The 21,308-nt window shown below is 70.8% G+C and carries 20 protein-coding genes; 7 read left to right on the top strand and 13 right to left on the bottom strand.

All coding sequences use genetic code 11. From position 1 onward, the window contains the following. Positions 1-72: 72 nt before the first annotated feature. The 4 genes from IF655_RS04790 (at position 73) to IF655_RS04775 (ending at position 3,300) form a co-directional block, all read left to right on the top strand. Entirely contained in the window at positions 73-1,122 is a 1,050-nt protein-coding gene (locus IF655_RS04790) for an amidohydrolase family protein (protein ID WP_199582227.1), read from the top strand. 86 nt (positions 1,123-1,208) lie between these two features. Then, complete coding sequence (locus IF655_RS04785) at positions 1,209-1,808, top strand: hypothetical protein (protein ID WP_199582226.1); 600 nt, start codon at positions 1,209-1,211, stop codon at positions 1,806-1,808. A 107-nt stretch (positions 1,809-1,915) separates the two neighbouring features. Next, positions 1,916-2,740 carry a maleylpyruvate isomerase family mycothiol-dependent enzyme gene (locus tag IF655_RS04780; RefSeq protein WP_199582225.1) on the top strand — a complete coding sequence of 275 codons (825 nt, stop codon included), beginning with the start codon at positions 1,916-1,918 and terminating at the stop codon, positions 2,738-2,740. 86 nt (positions 2,741-2,826) lie between these two features. Next, on the top strand, positions 2,827-3,300 hold the full coding sequence (locus tag IF655_RS04775; RefSeq protein WP_199582224.1) for a pyridoxamine 5'-phosphate oxidase family protein: 474 nt from the start codon (positions 2,827-2,829) through the stop codon (positions 3,298-3,300). Here the strand turns inward: IF655_RS04775 and IF655_RS04770 are convergent. Next, positions 3,288-3,740: an SRPBCC domain-containing protein gene (locus tag IF655_RS04770; protein WP_199582223.1), complete on the bottom strand. Its 453-nt coding sequence runs from the start codon at positions 3,738-3,740 to the stop codon at positions 3,288-3,290. The genes IF655_RS04775 and IF655_RS04770 overlap by 13 nt on opposite strands. 104 nt (positions 3,741-3,844) lie before the next feature. Here IF655_RS04770 and IF655_RS04765 point away from each other — a divergent pair, with 104 nt between their 5' ends. Next, positions 3,845-4,471, top strand: coding sequence for a TetR/AcrR family transcriptional regulator (locus IF655_RS04765; protein WP_199582222.1), 627 nt, complete (start codon positions 3,845-3,847; stop codon positions 4,469-4,471). A 136-nt stretch (positions 4,472-4,607) separates the two neighbouring features. Beyond that, positions 4,608-7,022 carry a glycoside hydrolase family 32 protein gene (locus tag IF655_RS04760; protein WP_199582221.1) on the top strand — a complete coding sequence of 805 codons (2,415 nt, stop codon included), beginning with the start codon at positions 4,608-4,610 and terminating at the stop codon, positions 7,020-7,022. A 32-nt stretch (positions 7,023-7,054) separates the two neighbouring features. Here IF655_RS04760 and IF655_RS04755 read toward each other — a convergent pair whose 3' ends face one another. The 5 genes from IF655_RS04755 to IF655_RS04735 form a co-directional block, all read right to left on the bottom strand. Next, entirely contained in the window at positions 7,055-8,455 is a 1,401-nt protein-coding gene (locus tag IF655_RS04755) for a VWA-like domain-containing protein (RefSeq protein WP_242488534.1), read from the bottom strand. Beyond that, the gene (locus IF655_RS04750; RefSeq protein WP_374100165.1) at positions 8,452-9,681 is read right to left on the bottom strand and encodes an AAA family ATPase; all 1,230 of its coding nucleotides are present in this window, start codon (positions 9,679-9,681) and stop codon (positions 8,452-8,454) included. Before IF655_RS04750 ends, IF655_RS04755 begins: the two co-directional genes overlap by 4 nt. A gap of 88 nt (positions 9,682-9,769) precedes the next feature. Next, the gene (locus IF655_RS04745) at positions 9,770-11,179 is read right to left on the bottom strand and encodes a hypothetical protein (protein ID WP_199582219.1); all 1,410 of its coding nucleotides are present in this window, start codon (positions 11,177-11,179) and stop codon (positions 9,770-9,772) included. A gap of 227 nt (positions 11,180-11,406) precedes the next feature. After that, on the bottom strand, positions 11,407-12,579 hold the full coding sequence (locus IF655_RS04740; RefSeq protein ID WP_199582218.1) for a serine/threonine-protein kinase: 1,173 nt from the start codon (positions 12,577-12,579) through the stop codon (positions 11,407-11,409). Positions 12,580-12,623: 44 nt separating this feature from the next. Next, positions 12,624-14,462 carry a hypothetical protein gene (locus IF655_RS04735; protein WP_199582217.1) on the bottom strand — a complete coding sequence of 613 codons (1,839 nt, stop codon included), beginning with the start codon at positions 14,460-14,462 and terminating at the stop codon, positions 12,624-12,626. Positions 14,463-14,593: 131 nt separating this feature from the next. Here IF655_RS04735 and IF655_RS04730 point away from each other — a divergent pair, with 131 nt between their 5' ends. Then, entirely contained in the window at positions 14,594-15,322 is a 729-nt protein-coding gene (locus tag IF655_RS04730; RefSeq protein ID WP_199582216.1) for an SAVMC3_10250 family protein, read from the top strand. Between the two features lie 47 nt (positions 15,323-15,369). Here the strand turns inward: IF655_RS04730 and IF655_RS04725 are convergent, their stop codons facing one another. The 7 genes from IF655_RS04725 to IF655_RS04695 form a co-directional block, all read right to left on the bottom strand. After that, a complete protein-coding gene (locus tag IF655_RS04725; protein ID WP_199582215.1) occupies positions 15,370-15,516 on the bottom strand; it encodes a hypothetical protein in 147 nt (48 codons plus the stop codon). A 67-nt stretch (positions 15,517-15,583) separates the two neighbouring features. Further along, the gene (locus tag IF655_RS04720; protein WP_199582214.1) at positions 15,584-15,937 is read right to left on the bottom strand and encodes a cytochrome C oxidase subunit I; all 354 of its coding nucleotides are present in this window, start codon (positions 15,935-15,937) and stop codon (positions 15,584-15,586) included. A 15-nt stretch (positions 15,938-15,952) separates the two neighbouring features. Next, entirely contained in the window at positions 15,953-17,647 is a 1,695-nt protein-coding gene (gene ctaD / locus IF655_RS04715; protein WP_199582213.1) for a cytochrome c oxidase subunit I, read from the bottom strand. A gap of 174 nt (positions 17,648-17,821) precedes the next feature. Further along, on the bottom strand, positions 17,822-19,339 hold the full coding sequence (locus IF655_RS04710; RefSeq protein ID WP_199582212.1) for an MFS transporter: 1,518 nt from the start codon (positions 19,337-19,339) through the stop codon (positions 17,822-17,824). Between the two features lie 232 nt (positions 19,340-19,571). Next, positions 19,572-19,766 (bottom strand): hypothetical protein, encoded by a 195-nt coding sequence (locus IF655_RS04705; RefSeq protein WP_199582211.1) that lies wholly within the window; start codon positions 19,764-19,766, stop codon positions 19,572-19,574. Beyond that, a complete protein-coding gene (locus IF655_RS04700) occupies positions 19,763-20,071 on the bottom strand; it encodes a hypothetical protein (RefSeq protein ID WP_199582210.1) in 309 nt (102 codons plus the stop codon). The genes IF655_RS04705 and IF655_RS04700 overlap by 4 nt, the downstream gene beginning before the upstream one ends. Positions 20,072-20,162: 91 nt before the next feature. After that, on the bottom strand, positions 20,163-21,299 hold the full coding sequence (locus tag IF655_RS04695; protein WP_307814858.1) for an aromatic acid exporter family protein: 1,137 nt from the start codon (positions 21,297-21,299) through the stop codon (positions 20,163-20,165). Positions 21,300-21,308 lie beyond the last annotated feature (9 nt).

Genomic DNA, 21,308 nt, shown 5'->3' with positions numbered 1-21,308 from the left:
CGCATCCCCGTCCGGCACCGCAACCCCAGACGTCCAGCGTCGCACCCCCGATCCCGCACGGAAGGCCGCGTCATGGCTCGCTCGACCCACCGCATCGACGTTCACCAGCACCTCGTACCCGCCTTCTACCGCGACGCGCTCGCCGCATCGGGCATCGACGAAGCGGGCGGGCGTGCCCTGCCCGACTGGAGCGCGGAGTCGGCGCTGGAGTTCATGGACCTGATGGGCATCGCCGCGGCGGTGCTGTCGGTCTCGACACCCGGAGTCGGCTTCCTCACGGACCCCGAGGAAGCCGCCGGGTTCGCCCGGCGACTCAACGACCACACAGCCTCCCTGGTCGCCGAACACCCCGCCCGCTTCGGGCAGTTCGCGACGCTGCCGCTGCCCGACGTCAAGAACGCCGCCGCCGAGGCAGCCCGCGTGCTGGACGAACTCGGGGCCGACGGCGTGACCTTGCTGGCCAACAACCGCGGCACCTACCTCGGCGCCGAAGGGCAGGAGCCGCTCTGGCAGGTGCTGAACGACCGCCGCGCCGTCGCCTTCGTCCACCCCGCCGAACTGCCCGCTCCGCCGGTCGACGACATCCCGCCGTTCGCCGCCGACTTCCTCCTGGACACCACCCGCGCCGCCTACCTCCTCGTCCGCAACGGTGTCGTCCGCCGTTATCCGGACATCCGGTTCATCCTCGGTCACGCCGGAGGATTCGTCCCCTACTCCTCCCACCGCATGGCGCTCACCATCGCCAACGACACCGGACGCAGCCCGCTGGACGTCCTGGACGACTTCCGCTCCTTCTACTTCGACACCGCCCTGTCCTCCAGCCCCGCCGCGCTCCCCACCCTGCTCGCCTTCGCCCGGGAGGGACACGTCCTCTTCGGCAGCGACTGGCCCTTCGCGCCCGCCCCGGCCGGGCAGTACTTCGCCAACGGTCTCGACACCGGCGTCGACGCCACGACGCTGGCAGCCGTCGACCACCTCAACGCCGGACTGCTCTTCCCCCGGCTCGCGTCCGGCACGCGCCCGCCGGTCTCCGCGGCGCCCGTCTCGACCCGCTTGCGGCAGTCCGCCCAACGGGCGGCGGCACGCCTGGCGTTCAAGCTCGTCCAGCCCGGCACCGACTGAGACGGGGTGACCGGACGAGTCCGGTGAACGGGCGACTGAGTAGGAATGCTCATGACACCCTCCCCGCTGCCGGGCAGGATCGGGCCATGACGTTGCCAAGAAAGACGAGAGTCCGCCTCCGGACCCTGCCGGTGGCGGTGCCGGTGGCGGCGGTGGTCCTGCTGACGGGGTGCGGGACGGAGCGGGCGGGGGACACCGCCGGCGCGAACCCGCCCGCACAGCCGACGCCGACCGCCGTGTCGACTCCCCGCGCGCAGACGGACTTCCCCTGCCCCGGTGAGAGCGCCGTGCCGACGACACCCGCGGCCACCACCCCGACCGCCACCGCGTCACCGCCGGACCACTACGCCGAGAACCACGGTTTCCGGGTGCCCCTCAAGCTCCACGGAGAGAACCGGTGCAAGGGGATCGCGGCGGTCGCCAGCGTCACCAGCGCGCTCGAACCGCTGCGCAAGCGCGGCGACTTCGCCCCGGACGGCGTCCGTGACGCGCTCACCCGGCTCGGCTACTCCGCCGACGCGGTGCGGGCGTATCAGAACGGACCGACCGGGGTCGGCTTCCTCGTCGACATCGGTGTCTCTCCCTGGTGTCTGGAGGGCACGATGACCACCGACTCCACCCAGGCGGACGCCTTCGGCGGCTACCCCGACGGCTCGCACTGCGAGCCCCCGAGCGGCGGCCACTGACCGCCGTCCCGATGCGAGCCCCGCCCGCGCCTTGTCCCCGGCCGGTGGGTCTGGTTTTGTACCGCGCTACGAGTGCGTGATCAGCGAAGTGCGAGGAGAGCGGCGGCGTGGAGCGGGAAGTGGAGACGGATGCCGGGGGTGTCCTGCCGGAGGGGCTCGGGCGGGCGATACGGGAGACCGCCGGGGACATCGCCGCGCTCCTCGACGGCGCGACGGACACGAGCCTGCCCGTACCGGGGCTGGAGTGGACCGTCGGGGAGACGGCCGCTCACCTGGCGCTGGCCAACGGGCTCATGGCCGGTCTCGCGGACGGAGCGGAACGGCGCTACGGAGACGGCACGCCGCAGAGCCTCGCGGCGGCCAACGCGCGCAGCCTCGCCGAGTTCCCCGAACGCGGGGCGCAGCCGCTCGCCGCGATGATCGTGGAGCAGGCGGCGGCGTTCCTGGACGCGGTGGAGCGAGGCGCGCCGGACCGGACGCTGCTGACCCCGCTCGGACCCATGGACCCGGCCGTGCTCGCCTCGTATCTCCTGACCCACATGCTGGGTCACGGTTACGACCTCGCGCGTGCGGTGCGGCGCCCGCACATGATCGACCGGGCGCGGGTCGAGCTGTGTCTGCCGTTCCTGAAGACGGCGATGCCGCGTGTCGCCAACGCCGATGCCGCTGCCGGGATGACGGCTCGATTCACCCTGCGCGTCCGGGGCGGCGGCGAGGCGTTCGGCGTCACCTTCGCCGACGGCACGGTCGAGGTCCTCCCCGCCCCGCCGCGGCCCTCCGACTGCACCATCCTCACCGAGCCGGTCACCTTCCTGCTCATCGCGCTGGGGCGCCTGGGACCCTGGCAGGCGATGGCGCGCGGAGGCGTACTCGCCTGGGGACGCAAGCCCTGGCTCGCACCCCGCTTTCCCACCCTGTTCACCGCGCCCTGAGCACCCCGCGCCTCGAGGCTTGGGTCGTAGGTCGTAGGCCCAATGCCTCAGGCGCAACCCCGGCGCCGCTGGCTAGGTTGACCGGCATGCAGACCGCGGACATCAGGCGCCGGGACACGGCGCGGCGACGGAACGACACGCTCGAACGGCTCACCGGGGAGCGGGACGTGTGGGTGTCGACCGCGCACCCCGAACACGGCCCGCATCAGGTGCCGTTGTGGTTCTGGTGGGACGGCGAGGTCGTGTGGATGTGCACCGGGGGCGGCTCCGCGACCGTACGGAACCTCCGGGCGGACCCGCGGGTGCGGCTGGCGCTGCCGGACAGCCTCGACGTCGTCCTGCTGCGGGGCGAGGCGCGGTGCTTCCCGGCCGAGGAGGTGCCCGGGACGGCGGCGGACGGGTTCGCCGGGAAGTTCGGGTGGGACCCGCGGGGCGAGGAGGGACCGTTCGTCTATGTGCGGGTGGAGTTGAGCGGCGTGCTGGCCTGGCGGGGAGTGCCGGAGCTGCGGGGGAGGGTGCTCATGCGGGACGGGGTCTGGGTGGACGGTCAGGCCGACTGAGCCGCGTGCCAGGCGGCGAGCAGCGGCGGCACGCCCTCGGTCAGCATCCTGCGGCGGACGTTCCCCAGAAGCTTCGACATCGCGAAGCCGCCGACGCCCGTGAACCCCGTGTGCCGCCAGGTGAAGCGGGTGCCGCCGGGTATCTCCTCAAGGACGTACACGACTTCGGTGACCTCGTCGCTGTCGGCGTCGCCCTTCCACGTGTAGCGCAGCCGGTGGGGCGCCTCGACCTCCCGCACCTCGCAGTAGACGATGCCAGCCCATCCCACGACCGGCTTGCCGACGAAGCGGAACGCCGTGCCCGCGACCGGCGCGAAGCCGTCCGGTCGGCCGCCCTGACCGGTGGTCGTCCACTGGGCCACATGGGCGGGGTCGGTCAGGACGTGCCAGACCTCCGCGATGGGATACGGGTACTCGCACACGACGTCGTACCTGCTCATCTGCTTCCTCCAAGGGCGACAAAGGCTCATGACCGGGGCGGCGCCGCCGAACGTAGCCTACCTACCGGAAGGTAGGCAAGCCTACCGTGCGGTAGGCTGCGGGCATGGTCACATCGTCCGCCCCCGAGTCGCCCCGCCGCTCCGGCGCCGAAACGCGCGCCGCGATCCGCCGCGTCGCCCTGGAGCTGTTCACCGCCTCCGGCTACGAGGCGACCTCGATGCGTGAGATCGCGGAGGCGCTGGGGATCAAGAAGGCGTCGCTCTACTACCACTTCGCGGGCAAGGAGGACATCGTCCGCTCCCTGTTCGACCAGCGGGGATCGGAGGCGGAGGAGCTGCTGGCGTGGATCGGCACCCAGCCCCGGACACCGGAGTCGGCGAAGGCGGCCGTACTGCGCTGGGTCGGGTCGTTCTCCGCCGACAAGCTCCACGGCATCCGCTTCCTGACCGCCAACCCGCTCCTGGTGCGTACCCTCGCCGAACAGACCGGCAACCGCATCGGATTCGCCCTCGCGGCGCTCGTCGACGCGCTGACCGAGCTGCTGCCCCGCCGCACACCGGCGGACGTACTCCAGTTGCGCATGGCCCTGTTGAGCATCAACGCCGCCGTGGACGCCTCCGCGCACGGCGACTTCAGCGACGAGGACATCCTCCGCACCGCACGTCACATGGCCGCCACCGTGATGGACGAACTCCTGTCGCGCCAGAGCGAGATGGAGACCGCCCGCTGAGCGCACCGAACCCCGGGTGAACCGAACTCGCCCGGTCCGTTGACGAGTTGACGCGTCGGCCCCATCATCTGATCGACCGCGCGACGATAACGATGTCAACGATGACATGAACATGTCCCAGGTGAGGGTGGTTTCCGTGCGTCGAAGAGCCGCAGCCCTGCTCGTCTCCCTGATCGCGCTCCTGGCGGCGCTGCTGCCGGGGACCCCCGCGGCAGCCGGGACGGTGCAGGACTACCCCGAGTTCCCGTACCCGCCGACCACCTACAGCGAGCCGTACCGGGGGCAGTTCCACTTCAGCTCGCAGTCCGGCTGGATGAACGACCCCAACGGACTCGTCTACGCCAACGGGCTCTACCACTTCTTCTACCAGCACAACCCGCACGGTCTGGCCTGGGACACCATGCACTGGGGTCACGCCACCAGCCCCGACCTCGTCCACTGGACCCAGAAGCCGGTCGCGCTGGAGCCGGGCGTCCACCCCGGCACGCTCTTCTCCGGCGGAGGCGTCGTCGACAAGGACAACACCTCGGGTCTGAAGACCGGTTCGCTGGACCCGATCGTCGTCTTCTCCAACACCAATGGGGTCAGCGTCTTCTACAGCAACGACGACGGGCGCAGCTTCCAGGCGTACGGCAAGGGCCGCAAGGTCATCGACATCCCGGACGAGAGCCGTGACCCCAAGGTGTTCTGGGACGCGGCCCGGCACCGCTGGGCGATGGTGGTGTGGTCCTCGCAGGGCGGCAACGGCGTGAACATCTACACCTCGCCCAACCTCCTGGACTGGACGTTCGCCAGCCGCTTCGGCGCGCCCTGGCTCTTCGAGTGCCCGGACATGTATCCGCTGAACCTGGACGGCAAGTCCGGCCAGCAGAAGTGGATCCTCACCTCCGCCTCCAGCCAGTACGTCGTCGGCTCCTTCGACGGCAAAACGTTCAGCACCGACTGGACCCAGCCCCAGCAGATGGACCTCGGCACCACCTACGCGGGCGGCAGCTTCTACGCCGCCGAGACGTTCACCAACACCCCCGACGGCCGTACCGTGCAGATGGCCTGGCAGGGCGGCAACTACGGCAGCACCTGGACCGGCAACGCGACCTTCCCCGCGACCCTGGCCCTGGTGACCACCCCCGCCGGACCCCGGATCACCCGCACCCCGGTCGCCGAACTGTCCACCCTCGCCTCGGACAGCCGCAGTTGGAAGAACCGGACCATCGACACCGCGAAGTCCGGCAACCTCCTCGACGGCATCAAGGCGGACACCTACGAACTGACCGCGCAGTTCGACGTCAAGAACGCCACCGCCTCCCGGTTCGGCTTCGATCTGCACCTGCGCTCCGACGGCTCCGCCGACCGCCGGGTCGTCTACGACCTCAAGGCGCAGACGCTCCAGGACAAGCCGCTCAAGCCGCGCGACGGCAAGGTGACCCTGCGACTCCTCGTGGACCGGGGGCAGTTGGAGCTGTTCGCCGACGGCGGTCTCTACTCCCTTTCCGACAACGCCTACTTCGACTCCGGCGCCGACAGCCAGGGCATCGGGCTCTTCGCGCTCGACGGCAAGGTGACCCTCGACAGCGCGACCTTCACCCGCCTCAACACCAGTTGGGGAACCGGTCAGTCGACCCTCCTGAGCAACCTCAAGGGACCCTGGCACGCCTCCGGCGGAACCTGGAGCGACGTCAGCGGCGGCAAGCGCGCCTCCGCCTCCGGCGACGCCTTCTACCTCAGCGCCACCAGCGCGGGCGACGCGACCTACCAGGGCGACATCAGCCTCGACTCCGCGCGGGCCGGCGGTCTCACCTTCCGCGCGGACGCCTCCGGCGCCGGGTACACGGCGAACATCGACACCAGCGGGGTCGTCAAACTCTGGCGCCCCGGCCGGGACATCGCGACGTACGCCACGCCCATCGCGGCCGGGAGCACCCACCATCTGAAGGTGCAGACGAACGGCGACCGCATCCGCGTCTGGCTCGACAACGGCGCCGACCCGGTCATCGACGCGACCGACTCGACGTACACCAGCGGGGTGTTCGGCGCGAACGTCTACAGCGGCACCGCCACCGTGCAGAACCTCAACACCGGTACGGGCGGCTTCACTTCCTTCCCCACCGGACGATGGACCCCGCGCGGCGGCACCTGGACGGTCGGTCCCGACGGGCTGCACGGCCGCACCGCACAGGACGGCTTCTACCTCAGCGACCGCACCGGCACCGACTTCACCTACCAGGGCGACCTGTCCGTCACCAACGGCACCGCCACCGGTCTCACGTTCCGCGCGGACGCCTCCGGTGCCGGGTACACGGCGAACATCGACACCAGCGGGGTCGTCAAACTCTGGCGCCCCGGCAAGGACATCGCCACGTACAAGACGACTGTCGTCGAGGGGCGCACCTATCACCTCAAGGTGCAGACGAACGGCGACCGCATCCGCGTCTGGCTCGGCAACGGCGCCGATCCGGTCATCGACGCCACCGACTCGACGTACGCGAGCGGGCTGTTCGGCGTGAATGGCTTCGCCGGGAACACGGTCGCGCAGAACCTCTCGGTCGGCTGAGCCGCCACGAGAGCCGGTGAGCGTGCGCCCTCTCATCCGATGGTGACCACCCGCGCCCAGACGGGCGGACCCTCCGGCACGTAGTCGGGGTCCTGCTCGTCCCGCGCCCGGGGCGGACGCGGGAAGAGACCGACGACCGTACGGCACGGCGGCGGGGCGGACGGCCAGGGGGTCTGGCCGTCCGTCAGGGCCACGATCACGTCCGGGCGCGGCCGCGCGCGCAGCGCCCGGGCGAACCCGGAGCGCAGATCCGTGCCGCCCCCGCCGATCAGCTCAAGGCTCTCGGCACGGCAGAGGGGTACGGCGATCCCCGCCGCCGCGTCGCAGGAGATCACCGAGACCAGGTCGCGACGGCCGCCCACCGCGCGGGTGATCGCCGCCACCTCCAGCAGCGCGCTGCCCAGTTCGGCGTCGCTCACCGAACCGGAGGTGTCGATCACCACGCAGACCCGCGGCGGCGTACGGCGCAGACTCGGCAGCGCCACTCCGGGGACACTGGCCGAGCGGCGGGACGGGCGCCGGTAGGTGTGGTTCTCGCCCACCCCCGGCGCGGACGCCGCCGAGCGGACCGCCGCCCCCAGCAACTGCCGCCACGGCTGCGGCGGATGGAACGCCTCGTCCGCCCACCGGCGCCACCCGTCCGGCGCGCTGCCCGGCCGGCCCTTGATCCCCTCCGCGACCCGGAACCGCACCGCGTCCCGCTGCTGCCTGCTCAGCCCGAACGCCCCCTCGGGCCCGAGGTCCCACGGCCGCTCCCGCCCGTCGGCACCGCTGCCGCAGTCCAGCCACGCCAGGTCGGAGGTGAGCCCGGACAGGGAGGCGGTGCGCAGGTACTCCTCCATCAGCAGGTCGGGGGGCAGGTCCAGCAGCCCCGGGAGCACGGCTCCGGCCGGTCGCGGCAGACCGTCGCCGTAGATGTCGTCGTTGATCTCGAAGTCGGCGGCGATGTTCCGGCGCAGCGGCTCCCCTGGACCGTGCGCCTCGTGCTCCCGTGCGTACCGCTCGCCCCGGGCGTGGTGGTCCCGGAGCAGATGGGAGACCTCGTGCACCCAGACCCCGGCCAGCTCCTCCACGGGGGTGCGGGCCACGAAGGCGGGCGAGACGTAGCAGCGCCAGTACGGGTCCACCGCCATGGTCGGCACCGAGCGGTCCTCCACGACATGCAGCGCGAAGAGGGCGTCGGCGAGGTAGGGGCGGACCTTGACCGCGTGGAGGCGGGCGGTGAGGAGCTTGGGGAGGTCGAGGGGGAGGGCGGGGTCGGGGAGGGGTGGGGGACTGGCGGGGCGTATGGGGTGTGCGGGGCGGAGGGGTGGGGGCTTGGGGCGCGGGGCGGGGCGCTTCGTGGCGGCGGTCGTGGCGACTGGGACGGTGGTGACGGTCGTGGTGGTCGGGGCGGTTGTGCCGGGCGCCCGGCGCTTGGCGACCCCCGTCATTGGCGCGCCCCGGCTGCCGTGGCCACCCGCTCCACCGACCGGTCGGCTCCCCGGGCGATGCCGATCACCCCCGCCAGCCGCTCCATCGTGTCCGGTACGTCCCAGTCGTCGCGGCGGAGCGCGGCCAGCGTCGTGGCGGGGGCGACCAGGAGGTCCGGGGTGCCGGTCTCCAGCGCCCGGACCAGGACCGCCCAGGCTGCCTCCCAGCGCGGCCGTTCGGGCCGGGCACCCACGGCGGCGACCACCGCCTCCAGCGCGGCCTGCCGCAGATCGCCCCGCTCCGGCAGCTCGGCGCGGGCCGGGTCGGCGAGCAGGATCTCCGGGTCGGGAAGGTCCAACCGGTCCATGTGGGCGAGGAGTTCGAGCCCGGGACCGTCCCCGACCGCGCCCCGTACGAGCAGCGCCAGCACATCGCGGGAGACGGCGGCGGCGGTGCCGAAGGCCAGCAGGGTCAGCGCGGCTTCCCAGCTCCGGGGCGAGGGCCAGGCGCCGCCGCGCCGGGTCTCGGTGGTGGGCAGGCGGTGGATCAGGGTCGGGCGGGCACTGAGGAAACCGGTGACGGTGCGCCGCGCGAGCGCCACAGCGTCCGGCAGCAACTCCGGCACCAGGTGGGGGAGTTCGGCGCGGGGCCAGACGCCGCCCAGCCCGCGCACCACCACCTCGCGGTCGTGGACCCAGTGCAGATGCACGAACCGGTTGGCCAGCGGCGGGCTGAGTTCCCAGCCGTCCGCCGCCGACGCGCGTGGGTTGGCGGCGGCCACGATCCGTACCCCCGGCGGGAGTTGGAGGGTTCCGACCCTGCGCTCCAGGACGACCCGGAGCAGCGCGGCCTGCACAGCCGGGGTGGCGGTGGACAGTTCGTCGAGGAACAGCAACCCCTTTCCGGCCCGCACCAGTTCGACCGCCCACTGCGGCGGCGCCATCGGCACCCCGCGCACCTCGGGGTCGTCGCCCAGGATCGGCAGCCCGGAGAAGTCGGACGGCTCGTGGACGCTGGCGATCACGGTCGTCAGCGGCAGTTCGAGCGTGTCGGCGAGCTGCGTCAGCGCGGCGGTCTTGCCGATGCCGGGCTCGCCCCAGAGCAGTACGGGCAGATCGGCTGCCACGGCGAGGGCGAGCGCTTCGAGCTGCTCGTCGGGGCGGGGCTCGGTGGTGGTCGTGCGCAGGAGGGTCAAGAGGTCCTGGGCGAGGACGAGTTGGGGCGCGGTGGACGGGCTGGGGTTCATGGGCATCACCTGAGGAGGAGAAGGGGACGTTCGGGTCCCAAATGGATGTGAGGACATGCGGAGTCGACCGGACCCCGCGTGAAGTCGGTCAGTACCTCTGGCCGGTTCGGGGCCGGTTCTTTCTGTCGCGCTTGAGGAGCAGGGGGACGGGCGCGCGGCGGCCGAGGCGCGGGCGCCGGTCCGCCTCCCAGACCGCCTCGGCGGCGGGATGCACGGCGACCAGCCCCGAGCGGTACAGCCCGTGCTCGATCCGGCCGACCGCCGCCGACTCCAGTTCGTCCCGCAGCGGTCCGTCGCGCAGCAGCGCCCCCGGACCGAGCAGCCCTTCCACCACGGCCAGCGCCCCCGCCGTGTCCCCGTGCCGCAGCCGCTCCCGGATCGCGGGCAGCGCCTCGGGACTGCGGTGCACGGCGTCGATCGCCCGCAGACACGGCAGCGGTGGCCCGCCGAGCCCCACCAGCAGCTCCTCGCGGCGGAGTTCGTCCGGGTCGTGGTCGACGGCGGTCAGCACACCCTCCCGCAGCGCGATCCGGTGCACCTGTCCCCGGCACTCGACCCGATGCGGATCGTGCGGGTCGTGCGGGTCGTGCGGCTCGGCCGGGGCGTCGGCGGACTCACCCGCCCCGTACCCCGCCAACGCTCGCGCGACAAGCGGATGCAACCGCGGCGGCGTCACCAGACCGGCCCGTAGCAGTTCCACATCCGGCAGGACCCGCGCCGCCGCCTCCGGCAGCACCGGAAGCGCCGCGACCTCCTGCGCAGGCGGCACCTCCCGCACGAGCCGAACCGTCGGCACATGGCTGTCGTCGGGCGCGACCAGTTCGAGTACGACACGGCGACGCGCCCCGAGCCGGACGGTGAACGCCCCCCGATCCCGCCCCTCGGCACGCAGCAGCGCTTCCGCCTCGGCGCCCCAGTTCCCGGCGTCCCACGGGGCGGGCAGGTCCAGCCCCTCGGGCGGCTCACCCCGGTCGGGCGGGCTCCAGGGCTCGGCGCACTCCCGGGCGTCCCACAGACGCCGGTGCAGATCGAGCCGGAAACGCCGGTCGGGATGCGGATGCGGATGATGACCGCCGTAACCGCTTCCCGATCCCTCCCACAGCGCCAGCGTCATCCGCTGCCCGGCGTCCGCCCAGGCGGGCGGCGTCCGTACGACGAGATGCACGGGTGTGGCTCCCGCATAGCGGGCGAGGGTCACGGTGAGACCGGGCCGCAGTCGCCCGTCGGGCACGACCCGGGGCATGTGCCACCGCAGCAGATCCGGTGCCAGCCGCCGCAGATCCGCCCGCAGCCGACCGGTGATTTCATTGCCGTGCCGCTTGCGCACGGCGCGCAGATCGAGATCCACGTCCACCCGGGCGGCCGCACAGGCGCCGCCCCAGTCACCGGCCGCCCGCCGCGCGGTGGCCGTCTCGATCATGGACAACGGCACCGCGTACTCCCGCACGCGCCGCCACATCGACAGTCGGGCCGGAACGCTCACGAAGTGATGTGCCATCAGCACTCACCTTGCGCGAACGATTCCCCCGATCCACAAGAGGAGAAGTTCTTCATCGCGCGCATCGTAGGCGGACCGGCGGCGGGGTGTCACGCGGATAACCGGGCCGCCCTGCGGCTCACCTTTCGACGCGGAAGCGGCTCTGCGCGATGACAGCCTGACGGAGCTTGGTGGTGAAGCCCGCTGTGCACGGGATGCAGTGCTGAGGCCACCACAACTCAAGCCGGTTACTGTCCGTCCGATCTCCGGATCCATCGTGCGACGCCCGTGAAGGCTTTGAGCGCCTGTGCGTCGTAGGGGCCGAAGAAGTCCTGGCAGTCGCGGCCGAGGCGGTTGTACAGGGCCGCGGCTCCTCGGACGTCGCCCGATCGGCCGGTGAGTTCGGCGTGTTCCGCGCGGGTCTTGATCACTGTCCGGTCGTCCGGGCCGAACCGGAGCTGGAGTTCGAAGATGAGGCGGTCCAGGTCACGGATACGCTCCGAATGACGAGCCCCGCCGGTCGCGATGTCGGGGAGGTTCGCCGTTCCGGGCGCGTCGGCCGGATCTTCGAAGTCCAAGGTGCTGTGGATGTCCCGCATCACCTCCGCGACGGCTTCGGCGTCGCGTGGGCGGTGGGCCGGCTCTTTGGCCAGGAGGACCCGGACGATGGAATCGAGCTGGTCGGGTACGCCGGGCCGGTGGGCGCTCGGAGGCGCCGGTGTCTTGTCCTGATGCATGCGGCCCACGGTCATGGGGTCGTCCTGGGGGCTGCCGAAGGGCGGACGCCCCGTCAGCATCTCGTACAGAACGCAGCCCACGGAGTACAGGTCGCTGCGCACGCTGCCCGGTGTGCCGTTCCACCGCTCCGGCGCCTTGTACAGCGGGGTGCCGACACCTGTGTGGGACTGGGTGACGTCCGCGAAGGACGCCAGCCCGAAGTCCACGACCTTCACCTCGCCGCCCTGATGGGTGATCATGATGTTGTCGGGCTTGATGTCGTGGTGGAGCACCTTGCACGCATGTGCGGCGGCAAGGCCCTCGCAGATGTGGCGCGTCCACCGCACGGTCCGCTCAAGTGTGAGTGTGGGGCCTTTCTTCAGATGACTGGTGAGCGGCATGCCCCGGATGTACTCCATGACGATGTAGAGCTCGCCGTCGTGTTCGCCGGTGTCATAGATCTGTGCGACATGAGGGTGGTTGATGCGCGCCATCGCATGGGCCTCGTCCACGAACCTCTTCACTGTCCAATCGGTGAAGTCCGTGGCGGCACCTCCTTGGCGGAGGCGTCGTCGTGCCAGGAATTTCAGGGCGACGGGGCGCCGCAGCTTCATGTCCTCGGCCGGCCACACGTCGCCCATGGCGCCACTGACGGGAGTGTCCGTCAGCCTGTACCGATCGTCGATCAACTTGGAGGTGTCCATCTGGTCCCGTTTCCACGTCCTGGCCGGATCGCTCCATCCGGTTGTCAGTCCTGCCTGTAGTGCGCTCCCCATCGGATGAGGGATGGCAGTTGATCCATCGCGTCATGCCAGTCATCGAAGAATTCCTCCCGCTGGCGCAGGGCTTGGGACAAGGTGGTGACGGCCTCGTGCCGCAATCGATGTCCCTGGTCGCGGACCCGCTTCTTCCGGAACGGAACGCTCCAGAACTCGCAGATCGCCCACCCGAACAGGGCAGCCGTGAGCAGGCCGAACATCCACTGGGACATGCCGTCGACGAACGGCACCACGAGCGCCCCGGTGGCGACGCTCATCACGACAGCGGCGACCACGCGCGGCCATCTGCGCACCACGGCATCCGACTGGACCTGGGTCTTTCGCTCGAGGTACGTGGCGAGTTCGTCAACGAGCGGCCCTGGCTGGACTGTTGTCCGCGAGTCCGTCGTGACGGTGCATTTCCAGCCCGCGACGCTCAAGGTCAGGTGCGGCGGAAGACGCTTCCGGGAGGCGGCGACGAACCGCTGCGCGGCGTTCTCCAATCCCGGCCACACGGCACGCAGGGCCATGTGGCGCGCCGGTTCGCCGAGCGGAACGTCGTCCGGCTCGAAGACGGCTTGATCGAGGAGCGTCATGAACGAGACCGGGGCCGCGTCAGGGGCGAGCGACGACCGGTGTGCCGCCGTGGCTTTCTCAAGGTCTCCCTCGTGTTCGATGACGCGCTCAAGTCGTCGCATCCTGTCGCGCATATCCGCTTCGTCCGGCTCCAGTTGCTCGATGAGGCGGTCCAGAGCGCTCTCCGCGTGACCGCCGTCGCCGACCGGTGCGTCCGCCCCCTCGGCTCCGTCGGGGAACCGGCGCTTGAGATGGGTCAGGATCCCGCCGGGCACGGTCGCGAGTTCCCAGCCGCTGAGGAGGTCCTTCCAGTCCTTCCCGCATGTCGTACGCAGCGCCGCGTACCGGTTCTCGGCAATGCGGCTGCGCAGATTCAGCAGCCGGGACTCCAGGTGAGCACCATCACGTGTGTCCCGCGCTATGCGCGAGTCGGCCGAGAGGCGCAAGCTTCCGCGGTTCCATCGCGCCATGGCCTGCTGGGTGTACCCACGCGCCTTCTCGCCCAGTTCTCTGCTGGCGATCGCGTCCAGGACGACGCAGAAGTCCTGACCCAGTTCGTCAGGATCGAGGGACTGGAGATAGAGGTCCATCCATGCGGCGGCTTGGGCCTCGTTTCCCAGGCGAGAGCACGTCAGTGAGAAGAAGAGGTTGGCCTTGGCGGCGTCCAGGGCACAGGCGTGTGACTGGGCACTGTCGGCCTGGTCCTGCTCGCGGCGGAAATCGGCCGCGACCGCCATGGTGGCAGGCGCGAGCCAGTACGTCGGTTCCAGGAGCAGCCGTTCCTCGGAACAGGCGCGCACCGTGGTCGTGTTCACCACCTTCTGCTCGACGGCGTGGGCGGTGAGGGTGTGCACCAGACCGCGGGCCAGGGCACGGGTCTGCTTGCGCTGGGCGAAGTTCGCGTGCCATTCGGTCGTCAGGCGCGACAGCTCGGCCTGGGCTCTCGATACTTCCCGGTCGCGTCCGTACTGCTCCAGGAAGCCGTCCAGAGTCTCACGTGTATCGGTGATCGCGCCTTCCAGTCCGGCGACCTTCGCCCGTACACCGGTGACCTCATCGCTGAGCTTCACAAGGTCAGTCCGCACACCGTGCAGACCGGTGCCGAAGCCGTCCAGCTTCTCCTCGTGGCGCCCCTGCCCCTTCTCCACACCTTCGATTCGTTCACTGAGCCGGTCCAGTGCCGACTCCGGCTCAAGCTCGTCCTCCATGACATCCCCCGAGGTCATCGCCGTGTTCGGTGCGTGCCTGCCCATTCTTGGCTCCCTGTAGAGAGTCCGGCAGGCAACTGGCTTGATTTACTCGCGTATCGGGCTGGTCCAGCCACTGTCAGTGGGAGGTGGCACCATGACGTGCCACGTGATCAGCCGACCGGACGGGGACGCACTTGCGCGAGATCGTTTACTTGTCGGAGAACAAGCTGCGGCAGTTCGTGCCCGAACCGCGTCGCGTCCCGCGCACCGGCGCCCTCCGCGTGACCACGCCGCTCGGCGGTGTCGATATGGACGCGCCTCCGACCGACGAGGAACAGAGCCGGTTGCGTCACCTGCGTGACGTGCACAAGCACGTCGAGCTCGTGGCGGACTGGTACGCGGTCCCCGACCTGCGTCCTGGTCAGTGGGTGCAGTTCGAAGCGCCGCTGCGTTGCGTGATGCTCAGCGGCGCCCACCAGGACCTCGTACTGTTCGTGGACCCCGCAGACGCAGGAGCGGCCGACCGAGGCTGCCGTCTACTCATGCACGGGTCGGCCCGCCATCTCAGGGGCTGGACCCCGATGCCGGTGGACGGTCCCGTGCTGGAAGCGGAGAACTCGGCTTCCAGTCTGGGGACCGCGTTCGTCACCAGGGCGGGCCGGGTCGTGGAGGCACTCACCGCGCACCGTGACCCGCTGGCGGAGGAGCAGAGCCGATCCGGGACAGCGGCGAATCTGCATGGCCGGGGCGTGCGGGAGCTGCTCGACGCGCTGGACAGGGCGAACGACAGCTTCGACACGTCCGCGATGATGACCGGATACGCGCGGGTCACCGGGGTTCTTTCGAGTACTCCCGCCCGTTCCCGGTGTGTAGTGGCGAGCCCTCTTGTCGTGGAGTACGCGGCAAGCGTGGTTCCGAGCTGAGCACCACGCTCGGATGAACTCCGACGAGGCACACGTCAGCGTCCGTCCTAGCCGTCCTCCTCGTCCGGGTCCTCCCCCTCCGCCTGGGACGGGGTCGTGCGGGCGACGTCGCGGTGGACGGGGCGGCCGGGGGGTTCGATGTCGGGGTCTCGTTCGCCCTCGGCCTGGGACGGGGTGGGGGTCTCGAAGCTCATGGACGGGCTCCCTCCGTGAGGACTCCCGGGTACCCGGGAGGGGGGATTCGTCACGGAGGGAGCCGGGTCACCTGGCCAGGGAGACCGCCGCCGTCGTCACCGAGGTCAGGCAGGCGGCGGCTGCCAGGGTGCAGGCGACGCAGCGGAGGCGGAGGGTGCGGTAGCGCTGTTCGTACTCGGTGCGCAGGGAGCGGCAGCGGGCGGCGACGCGTTCCAGGTCCTGGCGGGCGCGGTGGAGGCTGTCGGCGATGTAGTGCCGTTCGATCTCCTCGCGCTGGGCGGTGGTCAGCCAGTCCAGGGGACCGGTGAAGTCACGCGCGCGCTGTTCCGCGACGGCGATGGTGGCCTGCCACAGGAGGTATCCCTCGACCTCGTTGCCGAGTCTGGCGTCCTCGGCCTCACGTCCCGCTGGGTCGCTCATGGTGTCTCCGCGTGGTCACGGCCGGATCGCGTGGGCGGCGTGCTCGGCCATCGCGATGTCGGGGTGGTGGAGGTCGAAGGCGGGCGATTCGCTGCGGATACGGGGCAGCGTGAGGAAGTTGTGGCGCGGCGGCGGGCAGGAGGTCGCCCACTCCAGGGAGCGGCCGTAACCCCAGGGATCGTCCACGTTGACGAGCTTGCCGTAGTGCGCGGTCTTCCAGACGTTGTAGAAGAACGGCAGCATCGACAGCCCCAGCAGGAACGCGCCGATGGTGGAGACGGTGTTGAGGACGGTGAAGCCGTCGGCCGCGAGATAGTCCGCGTACCGGCGGGGCATGCCCTCGGCGCCCAGCCAGTGCTGGACCAGGAACGTGGTGTGGAAGCCGATGAACAGCGTCCAGAAGGTGATCTTGCCGAGCCGCTCGTCCAGCATCCGTCCGGTGAACTTGGGCCACCAGAAGTGGAAGCCCGCGAACATCGCGAAGACGACGGTGCCGAACACGACGTAGTGGAAGTGGGCGACCACGAAGTACGAGTCGGAGACGTGGAAGTCCATCGGCGGTGAGGCGAGGATGACGCCGGTCAGACCGCCGAACAGGAAGGTGACCAGGAAGCCCGTGGTCCACAGCATCGGTGTCTCGAAGGACACCGAGCCTTTCCACATGGTGCCGATCCAGTTGAAGAACTTGACCCCGGTCGGCACCGCGATCAGGAAGGTCATGAAGGAGAAGTAGGGCAGCAGCACACCACCGGTGACATACATGTGGTGCGCCCACACGGTCACCGAGAGACCCGCGATCGCGATCGTGGCGGCGATCAGCCCCATGTAGCCGAAGATCGGTTTACGGGAGAACACCGGGATGATCTCCGTGACGATCCCGAAGAACGGCAACGCGATGATGTACACCTCCGGATGGCCGAAGAACCAGAAGAGGTGTTGCCACAGCAGGGGTCCGCCGTTGGCCGCGTCGTAGACATGGGCGCCGAACTTGCGGTCCGCCTCCAGGGCGAGCAGCGCGGCCGCGAGGACCGGGAAGGCGAACAGGACCAGCACGCTGGTCAGCATGGCGTTCCAGCAGAAGATCGGCATCCGGAACATGGTCATGCCGGGCGCGCGCATGCAGATCATCGTGGTGATGAAGTTGACCGAGCCGAGGATCGTGCCGAAGCCGGAGAGCGCCAGCCCCATGATCCACATGTCGCCGCCCACGCCAGGGGAGCGGATGGCGTTCGAGAGCGGCGAGTAGGCGAACCAGCCGAAGTCGGCCGCGCCCTGCGGGGTCAGGAAACCGCCCACCGCGATGAGCGAGCCGAAGAGGTACAGCCAGTACGCCAGCATGTTCAGCCGGGGGAACGCCACGTCGGGCGCGCCGATCTGCAGCGGCATGATCCAGTTGGTGAAGCCCGCGAACAGCGGCGTCGCGAACATCAGCAGCATCACGGTGCCGTGCATCGTGAACGCCTGGTTGAACTGCTCGTTGGAGATGATCTGCAGCCCCGGGCGGGCCAGCTCGGCGCGCATCAGCAGCGCCAGCACACCGCCCAGCAGGAAGAAGGCGAACGACGTCGTGAGGTACAGCGTGCCGATCGTCTTGTGGTCGGTGGTCGTCAGCCACTTCACCACGACACTGCCGGGCTCGCTGCGCCGGACCAGCAGCTCGTTCTCGGACGAGTCCTCCGCTGCCGGCTCGGGGCGGTCGATGGTAGTCACGGGTTGCGCTTCTCCTGGTGTTCGCGGTCCGGCCGCCCCATGGCGTAGGTGACCGCAATCCTGGTGGCTCGGGGCGGAGAAGGGCGTCCCCGGGCGGCCGACATACCGCCGTACGGGTGGTTGTCGCACACGAGTGGAGCAGTGGTCGGAAAAGCGCACCGGGCGCCAGGGGGCTCAGGTCTGCCGGGCGTTCACCGGATCGTTCGCGACCTCGTCGGGACACTCGTGCCGCGCCCGGGACGCGCGCCGGTCCCGCTGCCAGTCGAAGGCGGCGAGCGCCAGGGACGCCGCCATGCCGACGAGGGCGGCGACCAGCGCCATGGTGAGCGCGGAGCGGTAGTCGCTGTGCCCGGCGAGCGCCAGATAGAACAGCCCGGGCAGCGCCGCCGTACCCACCGCCGCGCCGAGGCGCTGACCGGTCTGGAGGGCGCCGCCCGCCGCGCCCGCCATGCGTACGGGCACCTCGCGCAGGGTCATCGTGATGTTCGGGGACACCACGAACCCGCTGCCCACGCCGCCCAGGAACAGCAGCGGTGCGGCCAGCCAGGGAGCGCTGCCGAGCGGGGCGAGGCGGAGCAGCAGTGCGGTGCCGCCGAGCCCCGCGATCACCGCCGTCAGACCGCACACCGTGAGCACCCGCCCGAAGCGCTCCACCAGGCGCCCGGCGAGGACGGCGGCCATCGCCGAGCCGAGGGCGAACGGAGTCACCGCGAGCCCGGACATCAGGGGCGAGAAGCCGAGACCGTGCTGGTAGAAGAGCGCGAACACCAGCCAGACGCCGCTGAAGCCGATGAAGTACAGCGTGCCGACGCCCGCGCCGACGGCGTAGCCGCGCACGGTGGTGAACAGGCGCGGGTCCAGCAGGGGCTGCGTGCCCCGGGCGACGAGCCGCCGCTGCCAGAGGGCGAAGAGCGCGAGCAGCGCCGCGCCCACCGGGAACAGCCACCACAGGCGCCCGATGCCCCCGGAGTCCGCCTGGACCATCGGGAACATCACCGCGAGCACGCCGAGCCCGAGGAGCAGCACCCCGGGGACGTCCACGTGTCCCCGGCCGCTGCGCCGGGTGCGGGGGAGCAGTCGTCGGCCCAGCAGGACGGCGAGGACGCCGATGGGCACGTTCACGTAGAAGATCCACCGCCAGCCCTGGTCGCCCGAGGCCAGGGCGAGGATCGCGCCGCCGGTCAGGGGACCGACGGCGGAGGATATGCCGACGGTCGCGCCGAAGAAGCCGAAGGCCCGGCCGCGCTCGGCGCCCCGGAACATCTGCTGGATCAGCGCGGAGTTCTGCGGCGCCATGAAGCCCGCCGCGAGCCCCTGGGCGAGGCGGGCCACCACCAGCAGGGTGATGTCGGGGGCAGCCCCGCAGGCCGCGCTGAACAGCACGAAACCGCTGAGGGCCAGCAGGAAGATACGGCGCCGGTCCAGGGCGTCACCGAGCCGTCCGGCGGTGACGAGGGCGAGGGCGAAGGTCAGGGCGTATCCGGAGACCACCCACTGCACCTGGGCGGGGGAGGCGTGCAGGTCCCGCTGGATGGTGGGCAGCGCGACCGCCACGATCGTCACGTCCAGCAGGCTCATGAACCCGGCGACCAGAGTGACCCACAGGGCCCGCCACCGGCGCGGGTCGGGCTCGTACCCCGGCTCTCCGCTCTCCGGCTTCCGGCTCCCCGTTCCCGATGCCGACGCTGTCACCTGGGCTCCTCTCGCCGGGGGCGCACGCCATGGAGGCGGGTTCCCCGGGTGGACGCGGCCACACACCGGCCGGTACGGCGCCACCGCACGTCGGCTGTTACGACGCTGCCGTATACGGGCGGGTACGTCGCGTCGGCCGCCCGTCGGCCACTACGGCACAGTCCGCCACTACGGCACTCCGGCTCGTCATCCGGCGGGCGCCTCGCGGGGTTCACTGCGCGGACGGCGGGGTTCAGTGCGCGGACGCCCCGAATTCCGCGTGCTGTGTGCACAACGAGAGCGCGGATTCCCCTCTCGGTGGATCGCCGATCCGGCGGCGCCGCGCCTCCTGCCGTGCCTCGCTCATCAGCTTGAGGAATTCCTCGTCGGACAGCGGGCGCCGCGCCCTGGGTATGCGTATGTCCGTACAAGCGCCGGTGGTGCTCATATGCGGATCGTCACCTGCTTCTTCCACTGACGGCTCCAGCGCACGACCAGCCCCGCGAGACCGGCCAGGGTGATCGCCCAGACGATCATGAATGCGCTGGTCAGCAGCGGGTTCACGAACAGCACGTCCAGGGCGAGCAGGCTCAGGGAGACGAGCGCGAGCACCGACACCCAGACGGCGAGCCGGTGACCCCGGGTGTGCCGGGCCAGAAAGGAGTGCCGGGTCGAGAAGGGCTCCCGGCCCAGGGATTTCTCCATCTCGGCCAATGTCCGCAATTCCCGCTCGGACAGGTGGACGGTCTCCATGGAAAACACCCTCTTGGGTGGAGGAATCAGCTTTCTTTCAGGTATCCGGCGGACATGAGGTGAAACGCGTATCGGCGGACATGAATTCCCGTCAGCTCCGCACGTCGGAAACGGGCACCGAGGTCCGCAACTGATGCGCCAGCCGGTGCGCCTGGGTGAGCAGCGCGCCGTAGGTGGCGATCCGCTCGGGGTCGTCCGCGGCCGAGCGGATCAGGTCGCGGCGCAGGGTCACGAGCGTGTCCCGCATGTTCTGAACGGCTTCGCGCAGCGCCTCGTCGCCGCCGTGCCCGAAGCGGCTGTGGCCGTACAGCCGCAGGGCGTGGGCGGTCTGGTGCAGGAACTCTCCGTAACGGCGCGCGAGTTGGGGGTCCAGCCGGGGCGCCGAGCCGTCGTCCGAGGCCACCTCCAGGACCGTGCGGGTGACTCCGGCGGTGTGTACGGCGGCGTAGTCGAGGACGGTCAGTGCGTCGTCGTACGCCTGACCGGGCAGGGGAACGGCGCCACTGCGGTGGCGGAGGTTGACCCTGAGGCTCTCCCGGGTGTGGACCATCGTGGCGCGGGCCTGCTCCACCAGCCCGTACAGCCGCAGCGCCCGCTCGTGCCAGGCGCCCGCCTCCTCGGCGTCCTCCATGTGCCCCTCGGTCAGCCCGTCCGCCACGTCCCGCAGGATGTCGTGTGCCTCGTCGGTCGCGTTCTGGAGGAGGGCGCGGGCGTCACGCAGGTAGACCGGGGGGCGGATCAGGGCGTTGACGCCGATGCCGACGAGGGCGCCGAAGCAGGCAGCGCCGATCCTGGCGGCACCCGCGCCGATGGACACCGGTCCGGCGGTCAGGGCGAACAGGGCGCCGGTGGCCGCGTAGATCCCCTGGTTGCCCAGGCGCCGCCAGTGACCGAGCAGCATCATCGGGGGCAGCACGACGGCCATCGCCGCGACCGTGTCGGAGATCAGCAGTCCCACGGCCGTCGCGGCGACGGTGCCGAAGGCGAGTGCCGCGAGCTGCTGGAGTCCGTGGGCGAGGGAGCGGTAGACCGTCCACTCCACGAGGACGACCGCGACCCAGGGCGCGACGAACGCGGCGGGCACGTGCAGCCACCAGCCGGCCACCGCCCAGGCGATCCACGCGGCCAGCGCGGCCTTCGCCGCCTGTGCGATCAGATCCCGTTCCCGGCTCGGTCCCTCCCAGGCGCGGCGCACCCCCAGCGCCGTCGCGGACAGATCGCGGACCACCGCCTGCCC

Origin of the sequence: Streptomyces sp. DSM 110735 (genome assembly GCF_016482685.1) — a bacterium.
Taxonomy (GTDB): domain Bacteria; phylum Actinomycetota; class Actinomycetes; order Streptomycetales; family Streptomycetaceae; genus Streptomyces.
This window is presented reverse-complemented; position numbering and strand designations above follow the sequence as displayed.